Source organism: Spirosoma sp. SC4-14, from assembly GCF_037201965.1.
Classification (GTDB): Bacteria; Bacteroidota; Bacteroidia; order Cytophagales; family Spirosomataceae; genus Spirosoma.
This window is the reverse complement of record NZ_CP147518.1, coordinates 235,731-251,897: the sequence shown is the minus strand read 5'-3', so window position 1 is coordinate 251,897 and position 16,167 is coordinate 235,731. Positions and strand designations below refer to the sequence as shown.

13 protein-coding genes are annotated in these 16,167 nt (G+C 49.9%); 2 read left to right on the top strand and 11 right to left on the bottom strand.

What is annotated here, in order from left to right:
- Positions 1–85: 85 nt before the first annotated feature.
- From WBJ53_RS00995 to WBJ53_RS00970, 6 genes are all read right to left on the bottom strand, one after another.
- The gene (locus WBJ53_RS00995) at positions 86–1,585 is read right to left on the bottom strand and encodes a TolC family protein (protein ID WP_338874184.1); all 1,500 of its coding nucleotides are present in this window, start codon (positions 1,583–1,585) and stop codon (positions 86–88) included.
- Positions 1,582–2,682: an efflux RND transporter periplasmic adaptor subunit gene (locus WBJ53_RS00990; RefSeq protein WP_338874183.1), complete on the bottom strand. Its 1,101-nt coding sequence runs from the start codon at positions 2,680–2,682 to the stop codon at positions 1,582–1,584. Before WBJ53_RS00990 ends, WBJ53_RS00995 begins: the two co-directional genes overlap by 4 nt.
- A gap of 20 nt (positions 2,683–2,702) precedes the next feature.
- Entirely contained in the window at positions 2,703–3,002 is a 300-nt protein-coding gene (locus WBJ53_RS00985; protein WP_338874182.1) for a DUF952 domain-containing protein, read from the bottom strand.
- Positions 2,999–6,178: an efflux RND transporter permease subunit gene (locus WBJ53_RS00980; RefSeq protein ID WP_338874181.1), complete on the bottom strand. Its 3,180-nt coding sequence runs from the start codon at positions 6,176–6,178 to the stop codon at positions 2,999–3,001. Before WBJ53_RS00980 ends, WBJ53_RS00985 begins: the two co-directional genes overlap by 4 nt.
- Before the next feature lie 170 nt (positions 6,179–6,348).
- Positions 6,349–7,281 carry an AraC family transcriptional regulator gene (locus tag WBJ53_RS00975; protein ID WP_338874180.1) on the bottom strand — a complete coding sequence of 311 codons (933 nt, stop codon included), beginning with the start codon at positions 7,279–7,281 and terminating at the stop codon, positions 6,349–6,351.
- A gap of 240 nt (positions 7,282–7,521) precedes the next feature.
- Positions 7,522–8,436 carry a helix-turn-helix domain-containing GNAT family N-acetyltransferase gene (locus WBJ53_RS00970; RefSeq protein ID WP_338874179.1) on the bottom strand — a complete coding sequence of 305 codons (915 nt, stop codon included), beginning with the start codon at positions 8,434–8,436 and terminating at the stop codon, positions 7,522–7,524.
- A gap of 160 nt (positions 8,437–8,596) precedes the next feature.
- On the opposite strand from WBJ53_RS00970, the gene WBJ53_RS00965 reads away from it, so the two are divergent.
- Positions 8,597–9,034, top strand: coding sequence for a peptidylprolyl isomerase (locus WBJ53_RS00965; RefSeq protein ID WP_338874178.1), 438 nt, complete (start codon positions 8,597–8,599; stop codon positions 9,032–9,034).
- Positions 9,035–9,115: 81 nt separating this feature from the next.
- Here WBJ53_RS00965 and WBJ53_RS00960 read toward each other — a convergent pair whose 3' ends face one another.
- Both WBJ53_RS00960 and WBJ53_RS00955 read right to left on the bottom strand, forming a co-directional pair.
- A complete protein-coding gene (locus WBJ53_RS00960) occupies positions 9,116–9,922 on the bottom strand; it encodes a TspO/MBR family protein (protein ID WP_338874177.1) in 807 nt (268 codons plus the stop codon).
- A 121-nt stretch (positions 9,923–10,043) separates the two neighbouring features.
- Positions 10,044–12,044: an OmpA family protein gene (locus WBJ53_RS00955; protein ID WP_338874176.1), complete on the bottom strand. Its 2,001-nt coding sequence runs from the start codon at positions 12,042–12,044 to the stop codon at positions 10,044–10,046.
- A gap of 202 nt (positions 12,045–12,246) precedes the next feature.
- On the opposite strand from WBJ53_RS00955, the gene glpK reads away from it, so the two are divergent.
- Positions 12,247–13,755, top strand: a complete 1,509-nt coding sequence (gene glpK, locus WBJ53_RS00950) for a glycerol kinase GlpK (protein ID WP_338874175.1) — start codon at positions 12,247–12,249, stop codon at positions 13,753–13,755.
- Positions 13,756–13,850: 95 nt separating this feature from the next.
- Here glpK and WBJ53_RS00945 read toward each other — a convergent pair whose 3' ends face one another.
- From WBJ53_RS00945 to WBJ53_RS00935, 3 genes are all read right to left on the bottom strand, one after another.
- Positions 13,851–14,960: a mechanosensitive ion channel domain-containing protein gene (locus tag WBJ53_RS00945; protein WP_338874174.1), complete on the bottom strand. Its 1,110-nt coding sequence runs from the start codon at positions 14,958–14,960 to the stop codon at positions 13,851–13,853.
- Between the two features lie 189 nt (positions 14,961–15,149).
- The gene (locus WBJ53_RS00940; RefSeq protein WP_338874173.1) at positions 15,150–15,515 is read right to left on the bottom strand and encodes a VOC family protein; all 366 of its coding nucleotides are present in this window, start codon (positions 15,513–15,515) and stop codon (positions 15,150–15,152) included.
- 19 nt (positions 15,516–15,534) lie between these two features.
- Entirely contained in the window at positions 15,535–16,155 is a 621-nt protein-coding gene (locus WBJ53_RS00935) for a Uma2 family endonuclease (RefSeq protein ID WP_338874172.1), read from the bottom strand.
- Positions 16,156–16,167 lie beyond the last annotated feature (12 nt).

The following is a 16,167-nucleotide window of genomic DNA, read 5'->3' as shown; positions in this document are numbered from 1 at the left end:
CACCTTCCAGCAAAAATAATCGAACAACTAACGGTTTTCGCTATTCGTCCGATTATTTTTGTTACTTAACAATTGGTTAACTCAACTACCAGTCGCCACCTACGGCTCTTAGTAACGCTACAGCATACTGCGTTTCCTGACTACGGAGCTGTACCAGCTGCTGTTCGGTAGCCAGAATAGTTCGCTGAGCATCAAGAACTTCCAGATAGGTAGCCAGCCCGCGCACGTAGAGTTCACGGTTATACTGCTCGGTTCGGCGTGCCAGCGACAGTGTTTGTCCCTGAAGGTCTATTTGCTGCCGGAGCAGTGTTAAATTATCCAGTGCGGTTTCGGCATCCCGTTGTGCCAGTTGTAAAGCCTGCTGGTAGGTTTGCTGGCTGGTCTGCGCCAGTTGTTTGGAAAGTGCAATCGTCTGCTTTGCCCGATGGCCTTCATATAGCGGCACCGATGCGTTCAGCCCTACAATATACGTAGCACTACTGGGTGTAAACCAGGGGCCCAACCGGCCCGACAATATTCCACCCGACCCAACCAGATTGACTCGTGGCAATGTACTCGACTGCTGAAGGGTAACCTGCGCTGCCGCAACCTGATTCTGGCGAACATACTGAAGCAGGTCGGGTCGACGCTGGAGCTGTTCAACTGCAACTGTTGCATATGGATAGGACGGCACATCGGCTGGCAACGCGCCCATTGGTACCGAAAATTGAGCTGGGTCCTGCGCGCACAGTTGGGCCAGGGCATTGACCAGTTCGGTGCGAGCCCGCTCCAGCCCTTTAAGCGTTACCTGTAAACCAGCATAGTCGGTTTCGGCCCGCTGCACATCAATCTGGTTGATCAGTCCAACCCGGAAACGCTCACGAATAATCGACAGTGTCGTATCGCGCGATTGAATGTTCCGACGAAAAACAGTCTGTTCGGCATCATTTCCCCGGATGAGCATGTACGTACGGGCAATGTCGGAAGCCAGTGTGAGCCGAAACGATTGATAATCGGCTTCGTTGGCCTGGGCCTGCAAATCGGCAACGGCAATGCCATTCCGAATCCGTTTGAACAGATCCAGTTCGTAGCTGGCATCAATTGGCAGCAGTTGCAGCGTATTCAACTGAAAGCGAGGAATCCGATCCGGCACAGCCGTTGCTACTGCCAATGGACGATGTTCTGAAAGACTTTGCGACGTTACGAGCAACGAGCTCCGTAGCGACGGCGACAGGTATGATTGCGCTATCTTTACCCGAATTCGGGATTCTTCCAGTCGGCTAAGTGCTGCTTTCAGATTAGGGCTATTCGCTAACCCCAGTTGAATCAGCGATTCGAGCATGGGGTCATTAAAACGCCGAAAACCGCTAATAGTCAGTGCAGGTGTCTGACCATTAGGGGTTGGCAATGCATTCAATGTCGAAACAGGAGCTGTGGCACCGCTGGCAGACGGTGGTTGTGCCTGAACCGTTCCGGTAGCACCACCAGGCAATGCGCCCGGCTGTACGGTTACCGATCCTCCCGGCGCATTGAGCGGTGTTGTCTGGGCCTTTGATACACTACAGGAAATTAGTAACAGGAAACTATAGACTATACATTTATTCATCGCTGGGCAACGGTTTTTTCAATAACAGGCTTTCGGAAACGGACTTTCTGTCCATCGCGTAAACGATCATTAGGGTTAGTTACAACATGCTCCAGACCGGTTAAGCCCGTGGAGGCTTCTATCGTTGTTCCATAATCACGACCAAGCGTAATCGGAACAAACCGAACCCGTTGATCGGCTTCGACAACCACAACGCGTGGTCCTTCAGAAGTCATTTGTAATGCGTTGGCAGGAATCAGCACCGGCGCACTGGCCGCTACCATATTAAATTTAACCTGGCTATATAATCCTGATGGTAATTCACCTTTAGGATTCGGAATAGCGACTTCGGTCAGTAAGGTCCGCGAATCGCTGCGTAGCGTTCCCGATGTTCGTACAACTTTTCCCGTAAAGGTCCGATTTTTTAGCTCGGGAACAACAATGGTAGCGGGCAATCCGACTTTGATATAGCGAAAATAGGTCTGAGGAACATCCACAAAAACACGGAGCATTCCTATTTCGGAAATTGTGAAGAGTGGCTGGCCAGAGCCGGGCGACACCAGTGTGCCATTCTCGGCAGTACGGCTGGTAATGATTCCGCTGAAGGGTGCCCGAATCTGCTGCAAATCTTTCAATGCCTGCAGGCGCCCCAACGCTGCCCGAGCCACCGCCACTGCCGACTGGCGGGTATCGATATCCTGTTTGGCAACCGCCCCCGGAAGCTGAACGCTCTGCAAACGCTCCAGATTGGTTTGCGCCAGTTGCTGATCGGCTTTGGCACGGGCAATTTCCTGATCGAGTTCGGGGGCGTCGATTGTAGCCAGCACCTGCCCTTCTTTTACCTGAGCGCCAATGTCGACATACCACCGACGCAAAAAACCCTGCGTACGGGCATATAACGGAGTTTGCCGATACGGCTGAATCTGACCGGGCAAGGTCAGGCCGGTTGTGTCGGCAGAGTGTTTCAGCGGAACCACATTCACGATAGGTTCCCGGCTGCTTTCTTCGCGTGCCGCAGCTTGTAGTTCCTGATTGTTTTTCAGGCGCGGTAAAACGCCAGCAAACACGAACAAGGCGATCAGCAGCAACACAGGGATGATGACTCGAAACGCTTTCATACAGGTTGATTAATAGATAATTAGTTTATTGACTCGATACGAACAATGGCGTCTTTATTCAAGGGTCCATATAAATGGGGAAATAGCTCATTGTTTGTTGCAACTTCATACCTCAACTCGCTCGTCAGTCGGGCCGGGTCAACGTGCAGAAGCAATAAATCAGTGGCATTCTGATAGTATCGCTCCAACACGCCTGCAACCTGGCTTTCAGTCGATAAGTGGATAAAGCCTTCGTTCTGAAGACTGTTGGCTTCATACATCGGTGCCGTTTCAAACCTGGCCCAGTCTTTTGCCGGAACAACGTGATAAATCAGGCTCATAACTGCACGTCTACAGGTTGGTGTTTTGTCGATTTTCGGGCCAGATAACTGAATACGACCGGTACAAACAACAGCGTCGTAAAGGTCGCCAGAATCAGTCCGCCAATAACTGCCCGACCGAGCGGAGCATTTTGTTCGCCCCCCTCGCCCAAACCCAACGACATTGGTAACATGCCGATAATCATGGCAATAGCCGTCATCAGAATCGGTCGTAGACGGGTCCGGCCAGCTTCCAGAGCCGCAGCATAAGCATTTCCGCCAACCTCAGGCAAATGATCTTTTGCAAAGCTAACAAGCAGAATACTATTGGCCGTAGCTACACCGACGCTCATAATAGCTCCCATCAGCGATGGAATACTAAAGGTAGTTCCGGTCAGAAACAGCATCCAGACCATACCGCACAAAGCCCCCGGCAGCGCTGTAATGATGATAAACGGATAGCGGAACGACTGAAAGTTGACCACCATGAGCAAGTACACAAACAAAGCCGCAAACACAATACCCAGTCCGAGCCGGTTGAAGGCACTTTCCATACTCTCCACCTGCCCACGAATCGAAATCACATTACCGGGCTTAAGTTGCGTTTTGTACTCCGCAGTAAGTTTCTCCAGCTCTTTTGCTACCGAGCCAAGATCTGTTTTTTCGACGGACGCATAGACATCGTAGGTCGGCTGTGTATTCACCCGGTTGATAATGACGGGGGCAAAGGTGCGTTTCACCGTTGTTACATTGCTGAGCAACTGAGGAGTCACCTGCCCCGGCACAATGGGCGTACTCAACAATTTTTCATACGAATCGAGCTTATAAGGCGGAGTCTGAACGGCAACCAGATACGGAAACCCCGTGTTCGGATCGGGCCAGAAGTTTGGACGGGTTTGGCCAGTTCCGCTCAGCGAAATATTCAGATTTGAGGCCACCCGCTGCTCGGTCAGACCGAACTGTCCGGCCCGTTCACGGTCAATGTCGAGGAATAGTTCGGGAGCATCGAGCACCTGATGCAGGTGCACATCGACGGCACCCGGAATCTGAGCGATTCTTTCCCGTAGTTGGCGAGCCACGTTGAGGTTGTTGGCCCGGTCAAAACCCGAAATCTGTATATCAATTGCGGAGGTAAGTCCAAAGTTCAGAATCTGACTAACAATATCGGCAGGCAGGAAAAAGTAGGTCATATCGGGCATTTCTTCGCGCAACCGCGAGCGTATCTCCCGCACATAATCATCCGTCGGGTGTGAGCGTTCTTCGCTCAGCGAAATCAGCAATTCGGCATCCAGCGCGCCAGCCGATGAATTATCGGTAAAAATGAAGTTATAGCGTTCGGGCGTTAGGCCGATATTACTGATAATTGAGCCCACCTCATGCTCTGGAATAATTTCCCGAACAATTTCGGCAGTTTGTGCTGCTAACCGTTCCGACTCTTCAAGGCGCGTTCCGGCAGGTGCCCGAAGGTGCAGTTTAATCTGCCCCGCATCGACTCGGGGGAAAAAATCACGACCAACAAAGGGCAACAATACCGCCGTAAAAGCAATGACTCCCACAAACAAGGCCAGTACGACCCGACGATGGGCCAATACCCACTCCAGCGCATTCATATAGCGAACCTGAAAGCGGTCGAAACCCGCATTGAAGGCATTATAAAACTGCCCGAAAAAGGATGTTTTCCTAGCCCCTTGCCCTTCGCTTTCTGCCCCGTGCAACTCCCCCCGCAGCATCAGATCGGCCAGGGTTGGCACCAGCGTACGTGAGAGCACATACGATGCCAGCATGGCAAAAACAACGGCTTCGGCCAATGGTCCGAACAGGAATCGGGCAGGCCCTTCGAGAAACAGTACGGATGTAAAAACAATACAGATCGTTAAGGTTGAAACCAGCGTTGGTGTCGCAATTTGCTGAGCACCTTCCAGAATGGCCTGCCGTAGTGGCATTCCTAAGGCTTCGTTTCGATGGATGTTTTCGATGGTTACCGTTGCATCATCGACCAGAATCCCAATAGCCAGCGCCAGCCCACCCAAGGTCTGAATATTCAACGTTTCGCCCAGCAGATAAAGCGTAATGAGCGACGCCAGAATCGACAACGGGATCGATATGGCTACAATGAGCGTACTACGCCAACTGCCAAGAAACAACAAAATCATGGCAGCCGTAAGCAAAGCAGCAATTAAGCCCTCGATGAGTACGCCCTTAATCGACGCCCGTACAAACACCGACTGATCGAACAATTCCTGAATCCGAAGATTCGACGGGGCGGCTGCCCGTACGGTTGGCAGAATCTGGTTGCGGATTTTATCGACAATCTGCGTTGTTGAGGCATTACCGGTTTTTACAATGCTCATCAGAACGCCTTTGCTACCATCCTGCTTTACGATGTTGGCCTGAACGGCCGCCCCATCGTGTACATTGGCCACATCGCGCATATGAACGGTTGTTCCGCCAATGTTTTTAATCGGAATGTCGTTTAAAACCGTAATTACGTCGGGCTTCGAATTGAGACGAACGTTGTATTCCCGTTCACCCAAACGGAGCGATCCACTCGGCAGCGTCAGGTTCTGCGCCGTAACAGCGTTCGTTACTTCTTCGGGCGTCACATTGAAAGCTATCAGTTGATCGGGCTCCAGATCGACCATGATCTGGCGGGTTTTCCCGCCGAATGGCAAGGATAACCGGCTTCCGGGTACGGTTGAAATTTGCGGCCGAACGCGCGTTTGCGAATAATCGGTAATTTGCGATTCGGTTAAACTATCCGACGAAAGCCCCAGTTGAAGCACTGGAACATCGGTTGCGTTATAGCGAACAATGAGTGGAGGCTGCGTGCCGGGTGGCATCCGCACCAGAATCGTTTGCGAAATAGCCGTTACCTGCGCAATGGCCTCTTCGATCTTAACCGTAGGCTGAAAATAGATTTTCAGCATGGCCGTTCCGTTGTAGGTCTGCGATTCGAGCCGCTGAATATCGCTCACGTTGTTGATAATCGCTGTTTCGGAGAAGTTGGTAATCATCTTCTCCATTTCATTTGTCGACAGGCCATTATAGCCCCATAGTACGGTTACAACCGGAATGTTGATTTTCGGAAAAATGTCGGTCGGCATCTGCGAAACCGACAACCCTCCCATAATGAGAATCAGCAACGCCATCACGGCGATGGTGTATTTTTTCTCTAACGCTAAGCGAACAATCCACATGATAAATCTGGTAAGTAATTGGCACCTACAGAATTAAGCGTTAACTCCATTTAGTAGTGGGTCAAAATTACCAGCGGGCCTGCCGCTAGAACAGGTAGGTTTGGTAGATTCACTGGTAAAAAATGCAGATTCGTAAATTTGGCCTGGCAAAACTACCAGTTTCGATTAGCTTATGCAGCCACGGCAAAGAGCTGCTCGCGGTATGCGCGGGGTGTCATGCCTGTTATGCTCTTAAAAAACTTCGTAAAATTCGACGGATCTTCGAAACGTAGCCGATAGCCTACTTCAGCCACCGTAAGGTCCGTATTCCGCATCAGGTTCTGTGCCTCAAATACGGTTCGCTCCCGAATATGCTGCAAAGCCGTTTTACCGGTATATTTTTTCAGAATATCACTTAAATAGTGCGGATGAATATGCAGGCGGTCGGCCGCTTCATGAACGGTTAGTAATATAGGGGTTTCCTGATTAGGATCAGGCAGATAATACATCTGTAACAAACTCTGAAACCGCTCAACCAACGACACGGGCTGCGAATACTCGATGGCCGAGAGTGTCTGACGATAAATCTGGCGGCTTTTTATCAGCAATGCCTGCAGGAGATGATAAGTAAGGTCCAGTCGATCGGCCTTAGGGCGGTCTGGATGAGCCGATTCTTTATCAATCAGTTCAAATTGATGATAGAGTTCTGCTACTTCGTCGGGGGTAATATGAATTAATGGCTGGGCGCCTTTCCGATAAAACGGATACTCCCGCATTGGATCGGACAGCACCGACCGTTTGGCAACAAATTCAGGCGTAAACATCAGCACAGATCCATACCATTGATCCTGTTTATGAATTGCCCGAACGGTCCAGGGACGAAGAAAGTAGAGTGTACCCGGCTTCACCTCATACGGAACACCATCCAGATGAATGGTACCACTCCCCTGCGTTACCAGAGCAGCTACGTATGTGCTGCTTCGAAACGGCGGAATCACTTCGCCCGGCCCGCCAAACTGCTCAAACGGAAAGATTCCAAAGCAACGGTTCGTTGAATCGATAGATTTCACTGCCTTCAGAAAATCGGGCAGATTATCATAATATGGAATCAGTTGAGTTTCCAAGGCGACTAAACAGAAAAACGTACGGTATAGAATTCAAAAAACACCTCGTAAAATCAACGAAGTATTACTACTCAATTAACAGAAATAGCTGAGTATAATTGAACAAAAACAAGAAGGCAGATAGCAATAATTTATTCTTTCCAACTAAAGATCAGGCAATTTAGTTGCATTATACTAAAAAAGCGAATCTAAAAATTGACCTATTCCAAGAATTAATTTATCAACCCTATCATCATTCCCTTACAGCATTAACTCGTATCGCTGCTCCTGAATAGTTTGCCCCCACAGCCGAACCGGTTCGTGCTCATCGGTCAATTCAAATCCAGCGCGTTTGTAGATATGATGTGCCGTTGTCTGGTCAGTTGTCGTTAACAGATAGAGGCTTTTGTAGTTACGTTCCCGGCTAAAGGCGAGTGCGACATCGACCAGTTTTTTACCTACACCCTGTCCTCTGAACGCTTTATCGAGCAAAAACCAGCGCAATTGGCCCACCGTTGCCAGCCGACCAACAACCGCAATACAGCCCACGAACTGTCCATCGGCTTCGGCTATCCATAACCGATCTTTTTCTGGTGAGTAATTCTCGGCAAACTCGCTTACGGTTTCGGCCACATATCCTTCGAAACTCATATCGTAACCAAATTCGGGCGCATACCAAAGGCCATGATAACGGGTTACGAGACCCAGATCGCCGGGGCGCAGATCATGACGGATCGTAAGCGATGGCATAGCAGTCTCTCGGCTCAACAGGTGCCGAATCGTTTGCATGCTAGCCACCAACTGCCCAAACTGCTGTTCGGTTAAATGGCTTGTCAAGGCTCCTAATTCCTGATCCGATTCTGTACTTAGAGTTCGGAACAATGCCTGACCAGTAGCTGTCAGACTTAAGTTACTTGCTCGACCATCGGTTGAAGAACGATTGCGGGTCAGTAGTTCATCGTGCTCAAATTGTTTAATGATACGACTCAAATAACCGGCATCGATGCTGAGCTGTTCAATCAGATGAGTTTGTGTGCAATTGGGCTGATTAGCGATCTCGAACAAAACCCGGGCTTCGGCCAGCGATAGGTTGCTTTTTAAAATATGACGGTCAATAACTCCGATCAGATTTGTATAATATCGGTTAAATGTACGGACCTCGGCAATTGAATTCATGACAGTTGATGCTATTCAGGCACAACATTACTACTATTACTTGACAAAATCAACCAAATCATTCCCCTTAATGCTTTTACCAACTATGAGTTATTGACTAGCTATACCCGAGACCAGAATTCGTCGTAATTTTGCGGCCACAACAAAATCGATTTCTGCTATGCCAAAGGCACAAATGAATACGGATAAGGGGACTATGCTCATCGAGTTTTTCGAAAAAGATGCCCCGAAAGCGGTTAACAATTTTATTTCACTGGCCAAAAAAGGCTTTTACGATGGAGTTACCTTTCACCGGGTCATTCCTAACTTCATGATTCAGGGTGGCGACCCAACGGGCACCGGCGCAGGTGGTCCGGGCTACACGATCGACTGTGAACTAACCGGCGACAACCAATATCACGATCGGGGAGTTTTGTCGATGGCGCACCGGGGCCGGAATACGGGCGGATCGCAGTTCTTCATCTGCCACAACCGCCAGAATACACAGCATCTGGACCGAAACCATACCGTTTTTGGAAAAGTGGTTGAAGGGCTGGATGTAATCGACCAGATACGTCAGGGCGACAAGATCAATAGCATCACCATTCTGGAAGAGTAGGGTAATGCGCCTAACTAGTCATAAATAACTGTGCCACGGTTTTGAACCGTGGCACAGTTATTTTATCTCTGATTATATGACCTACGAATAGCTGGGTGTTTTTCGCGAAATCAGGCCAATAATCGCCAGTACTATAGCAACAATAGCCCCTGCACCCGCTACTAACGGAATTTGCCCTATACCCTGCTGCTCAACGGCAATGGCGGCATAGGCCCAGGCAAACACCAGAATGTAGGCAACACTCCGAAACCGGTTGAACACGATAGCACCAACCACCAGCCCCACAATCAGAATAGCAATAGCCCAGGTTTGTTCACTGAGGCCCATCAGGCTAAAATCGGTGGCTTTCAGAAAAACGGCCACGTTCAGAATAGTAGCCACCGTAAGCCAGCCGAAATAAATAGAAAACGGGATTCGGGCCAGCCACGTTTCCATGGGCGAAGCGGCTGATTCGGGCAGGGTCTCGTCGGGATCGGTTGGCAGGAGTGGTACGTTCCCCTTCTCCAGCAGTTGCTGTTCAATAATAACCAGGGAAGTCAGCATAACCAGAATAACGATCAATGCCAGACCAATGTGTTCGGTATTGAACAACGGGCTCCAGATGGCATTGCACACCGCATTGATAATAACCCAGACACCGATAGCCCGAAAACGCGGATTTGTGCGTTGCGACGGCGTAGCCTGATAAATGGCAAAAGCCAGTAAACCCAGAAAAATCAGTCCCCAGATGGCGAAGGCATAACCTGCCGGAGTGATCAGGGTATGGTACTGGTCCGAAATTTCCTTGTTCGTTCTGCCACCGAATGCTCCTGCATTGGAGAGATAATTCATGACAATCAGAAAGATAACGCTGATAACGACGAGCGGTTGACGGAGTTTATCATTCATAGCTAGTAAATGGTTAAGTTAAAAGGGTAATTGGTAAACCGGCCAAATTGTTATGCCCCCGCTACCAATTACCCTTTTATGACTCCGTCAGTTTTTAGCTTTTGACAAAGTTAATTGCTCATTACAACTCAAGAATTTTAAACTCAGTCCGTCGGTTCCGCTGATGTTCTTCCTCGGTTTTAGCGTTTTTCACTACAAGCTGCGTTTCACCATAGCCTTTTGCTACCAGACGGCTCGGATCGATCCCTTTCGAAACGATATAATCGACAGCGGCTTTAGCCCGGTTTTGTGATAGGCGCATATTATATGCATCTGGAGCCCGAACGTCGGTATGCGAGCTTAGCTCAATCTTGAGCGTTGGGTTGTCTTTCAGAATCGTGACCAGTTTGTCGAGTTCCTCAGCGGCATCGGGGCGAATGTTATACTTATCGAGATCGTAATAAATATTCTCCAGCACGAAAGTTTTGTTCAGCGTTGCCTTGTCAAGTAGCAGCGCTACGTTGAAGGTAGTATCGGTTTCGGGTTTTACCAGAAACACGTCAGGAATGCTCTTACCCTGCATCGTAAACTGCTCCCGGCGGGTCAGGTATCCTTTGCGTTCGGCCAAAATGGTATAGTCCTTCCCTTCCTGCAATGGATATTTACCAAACGTACCCGGCTGACCGGTTGTCGCTTCGGCAATGGGCTGACCCGTAGCATCGTCGATGATCCGAACGTGGGCCGAATCGAGCGGAGTTACAGGTGTTTCATTGGCCGAGACTGTTCCGGCCAGGAAATAATGAACCACTTTAGGCGCATTGCGTTTGTTCTGGGCAATTGTGGTGGTGTCGGCGGCTGGACCTTCCTGGAAGAAATAAATATCGTCGTCGCCTTTACCACCGGGCCTGTTCGATGCCAAAAAGCCTTTCGTCGGATCGATATAAATCAGGCCAAAATCGTCGGCAGGCGAATTGATGGGTTGACCCATATTTTCAACCTTCGTTACGCCACCCGACCGGGTTGCCACAAATACATCCAGTTTGCCAAGCCCTGGATGTCCATCAGAGGCAAAATAGAGTTTCGCATTGGGTCCTACATAAGGAAACATTTCGTCGCCGGGCGTATTAATATCACGGCCCATATTTACCGGACGGCTAAAGCGGCCCGACGCATCGATACTGGTGCGATACAGGTCGATACCACCCGACCCTCCAGCTCGATTTGAGGCAAAATAGAGTGTTTTGCCATCGCCCGAAAATGCCGGAGAACCATCCCAGGCCAGCGAATCGCTGATGGGTAGCCGTTGCGGCTGGCTCCAGGTATTGTTTTCGGCCAACCGGCTGATGAACAGGTCCACATCGAGCCCACCTTTCCGCTTCCCGTTGTTACCCCGCGCAAAAATCATGGTTTTTCCATCTTTCGAAAACGCTGGTGTTCCTTCGTTCACATCGCCCTGAAAAACGCTGTTACTGAACAATTCAGGCTGGCCTGTCGATACGGTGCTTCCGGTCTCATCGGGATTTTGGCTGAGTTTCGTTTTATACAGCCCTAGCATCGGCAAGCCGTTGTTTTTGTAAACGTTTTCTTTTTTCGAAGCCGTAAAAACTAATTCATCTCCTCGTACGACCGGTGCAAACTCTGTTCCGGGCGAATTGAGGTTACTCATGTTTTTAAGCGTAATCTGCAACTTATTCTGGGCGATCATGTTAATCGCTTTCAGCGTTTCGATCTCCCGCTTTGCCTTATCAAGAATTGGTTTGGCGGTGGTCCGGGGTGCATTGGCCACAAACTGTTGCAACTGCTCCAGTGCAGCTGGATAGTTCCCCTGCGACTTTAACGCATACGCGTAATTGAAACGGGCATTCGGCTCGGTCGTGTTGGCTTCAATGGCTTTCTGGTAGAATGGAACAGCCTCGCCAAAACGGTTCGAAAGCCGGTACGATTCGGCCATATAATAATTGAGCCGGGCCTGATCGATAGTTCCTTTGGCCGCTTTTTCAAATTGTGTCAGGGCCAGATTATACTCTCCGGCATCGTAATGCCGAACACCTTTTTTGTAAGCCTGCATGGCCGAGTTGCAGCCCGCCAATCCGGTAGCTAACCCCAACGCCACCAGCAAAACAGACAACGTATTGATTCTCATATAGATAATGAAGCAAAGGCATTTTCACGCCCAAGATAAGAGAATTTTGGGCGGGTCTAACTTTTAACGAATACAATCTGTATTTATTGAAGATTGTTTCGGATCAAAAAACTTGATCAGCAGCATTGGCAAGTTACACATCAATCCGAGTAAATTGCCACCCCTATTACATTTACTTGTTTCGGACTATTCCTACTTTCCTATGCCCAAATTCGTAGCTGCCATTGATCAGGGCACCACCAGTACCCGCTGCATTGTGTTCGACCGGCAAGGCCAGATTGTATCGCTGGCTCAGAAAGAACATAAACAGATTTACCCACAACCCGGCTGGGTCGAACATGACCCGGAAGAAATCTGGCGCAATACGCTGGAAGTTGTCGCCCTGGCGCGTATCAAAGCTAAACTGTCTACACAGGACATTGTTGCCATTGGCATCACCAACCAGCGCGAAACGACTGTTGTCTGGAACCGACGAACCGGAAAGCCGTACTACAATGCCATTGTCTGGCAGGATATGCGCACGGCCGACCTGGTCAATCAGTTTGCCAAAGAAGGTGGCTCAGCGGGTCAGGATCGGTTTCGCGCTCAGACCGGGCTGCCGCTAACAACGTATTTCAGCAGCCTGAAAGTAAAATGGCTACTCGACAACGTGCCGGGTCTGCGAGCCGACGCCGAACGGGGCGATGCGCTCTTTGGCAATATGGACACCTTTGTGGTCTGGAATCTGACTGGTGGTCCAAACGGCGGACTGCACCTCACCGATGTTACGAACGCCAGCCGAACCCAGCTTATGAACATCCGAACCCTTAGCTGGGACGCTGCGCTACTCGACGCCTTTACGGTTCCATCGGCTATGTTGCCCCAGATTCGGCCGAGTAGCAGCGTTTATGGAACGGTGGCCTCCGAAGTACTGCCCGGTGTACCCATTGCCGGGATTCTGGGCGATCAGCAAGCGGCCCTGGTTGGACAAACCTGTTATGAGCCCGGTCAGGCTAAGAATACCTACGGAACCGGTTGCTTTCTATTGATGAACACCGGTACCGAACTGCGCGAATCGAACTACGGCTTGCTCACTACCGTGGCCTATCAGTTCGAGAACGAACCTGTCCACTACGCGCTCGAAGGCAGTGTAGCCATTACGGGCGCGCTGGTGCAATGGCTGCGCGACAACCTCGGCATCATTAAAAAGAGTACTGATATTGAGGCACTGGCCCGGTCGGTCGACGACAATGGTGGAGCTTACTTCGTTCCGGCCTTTTCGGGATTGTATGCGCCACACTGGAAAGCCGACGCCAGAGGTATCATTGCCGGTCTGACTCGTTTTGTCAACAAAGGCCATATTGCCCGTGCCGTTCTGGAAGCAACCGCCTACCAGACGGTCGATGTAGTGCGGGCAATGGAGCAGGATGCGGGCGTCCCGCTGAGTTCACTCCGGGTCGATGGCGGTATGGTGGTCAATTCGTTGCTGATGCAGTTTCAGGCCGATGTGCTGAATGGGCCGGTTATCTGCCCAAAAATGACCGAAACCACCGCCTTAGGTGCCGCCTATGCTGCCGGGCTGGCTGTTGGCTACTGGCAAAATCTGGACGACCTTCGCCAGAACTGGGGCGTTGCGCGCACCTATGAACCCAATATGGACGACGCACAGCGGAAACGGCTCATGCGCGGCTGGCAAAAAGCCATCGAGCGCTCGTTTGGCTGGGAAGAATAACTGAAAGCCATTTGTTTGCTGTCGTTGGCGTAAAACGAATGAGTGATTGAATGATTAGCCGGACCTTCGGAGCAGCAAATCGCTCAATCACTCAGTTACACCTCTTTATTCTTCAACTCTTCGGCCAGCATCAGGCGGGTTTGGGGCAGGCTTTGTGGGTATTCGTCGCGGATGAAGGCGATGAGTTGTTCGCGCATGTGACAACGCAGGTCAAAGGCCGATGGTGAATCCTGCGCCGATACAAGCACCCGTACCTGTATGCAGGTTGGTAACGTATCGGTAACCTGTACGGCAAAGCTCTCGCCCGTCCAGAGCGGGTCGTTTTCGGCTATTTCCCGCGCTTTTTCCCGGATTTTTTCGACCGGTACGTTGTAATCCAGATAAAGCAGAATAGCCCCGATAATAGACGCATCGGAGCGGGTCCAGTTCTCGAACGGGTTTTCGACGAAGTAGGTGATGGGCAAAATCAACCGTCGCCGGTCCCAAACCCGTACAATTACGCTTGTCAGATTGATCTCCTCAATACGGCCCCACTCTTTTTCGACCACAACGGCATCGTCGAGCCGGATTTGCTGGTTAAAGGCAATCTGAATACCCGCCAGCAAATTGGCCAGCGTTTTCTGAGCCGCAAAGCCAATTACGACCGACACCACCCCAGCAGAGGTAAGCACGCTCAACCCAACCTTACGGCTACCCTGAAAGGAAATCAATATGAGCGATACACCGATAATGATGATGGAAATGGCCACCAACCGACGAACAAAACGTACCTGCGTGACAAACTTCCGCTGCGATAGGTTGACATCTTTCGTCGTATCGTACTGACGAATCAGCAGTAATTCGCCCACTTTCAGCAGGTTGACGATCAGCCAGGTTGCCGTAACCAGAAAAACGACTTCGGCGGTTTTATCGGCTATAGGATGTCGGCGCAGAAACCGGGCCGATTGAATATTAGTAGCCAGCAAAAAGAATAAGGACGGCACAAACACCCAGAACGCCCAGCGTGCGTGTTTTGTCAGGATGGCCAGTGTTTGGAAAGGTCGTCGCCGGACAATAAAGCGTATTGTCTGTGTAACGATTACATCGACAATTACGCCCAGTATGATCGATATAATCAGTAGTACCCAACCCGATAGATCACGATTCGGCACGTATCCGAACCAGCGAATAACGGCCCGTATCCATGATTCCAATTCCTGTTGCATTGGTCTAAAGCAATTTTTCGGTCATGAATAGTTCTCTGACCGACTGATTTTCTATTCCCCGAGCATCGGTTTTGTCTTTTCTGTCAGAATTTACTAACCACAAAAAGGTCTTTACTTAACGCCGAGTCTCGGTTCTAAGTAAAGACCTAAATTGATTCAGACAAAATGTAATGGGATGTTTTCGCGAATTTAGGCGGCTGTCACAAACTCCAGAAACTCGATTCGATTATCAAAAGGATCGCGAATAAAGAACCGCTGCCGACCGTCGATTTCCGACGAATATTCGATTTCGCATCCCTGTTGTGCTAGCTCCTGCCGGGCTTGTTCAAGGTTGGTAATTTCAAAGGCAGGATGTCGTTTGGAACGATAAGCAGGCCCTGCTTCTTCGCGAATATGGAGTTGAATGTCGGCAATTTCGAACCAGATGGCCCCACTCGGATGGTTACCGGGAATTTCGGTCAGGCCCAGCACCTGGCTATAAAACGTGCGGGCGTTTTCGGTTTCGCCTTCCGGGATCGACAGTAAAACGTGGTCTAAGCGTTTGAAGTGAATCATCTGAGCTTCCCTGGAATGATCAGAATACAATTTTACGATAAATGGCTTCCATGGGCAGTTCGACAGTTCCCAGCCGCACGACGGAGTCGAGTGTGCGATAGTCATGGTTGAGCCATTCGTCGGGGACGCCCGTACGCGAATACACCGACGCAAATGGGCGGGTCTGATCGATCAGCAAAATATGTTGTAATGAAGGAATCAGTTTATAGTAGCTTAGCTTCTCCCCCATGTCGAATTTGCGGGTACTCTTCGAGAGAACTTCTACTACAATTTCGGGATTTTTGATACGGGCTTTCGATACAGCTCCGGCTGTTGTTGTACCATATTCAGAAGGTCCTCGTACAACTGATGCATCTGCATTAAAGTCGCTGTCATAACCAGGAATTGCAATTTTTACGTTGCTTCCAAGTACACGATAGTCAGGCTGATCTATATACATATTGTTGAACAACCAAATTAACATGCCGACACTAATTTCGTGAGTATCCGTCGGCTGACTCATAATTAGTTCGCCGTTTAAAAACTGAATCGTGTAAGGAGCCTCATCAACCAAAGCGATATACTCCTCCCACGTTGCAGGCAAACGCAGCAACTCATCCTCACTAAGTTGATCCGGCAGTTTAAGACCAACAGCCTCCATAAGCTTATACTC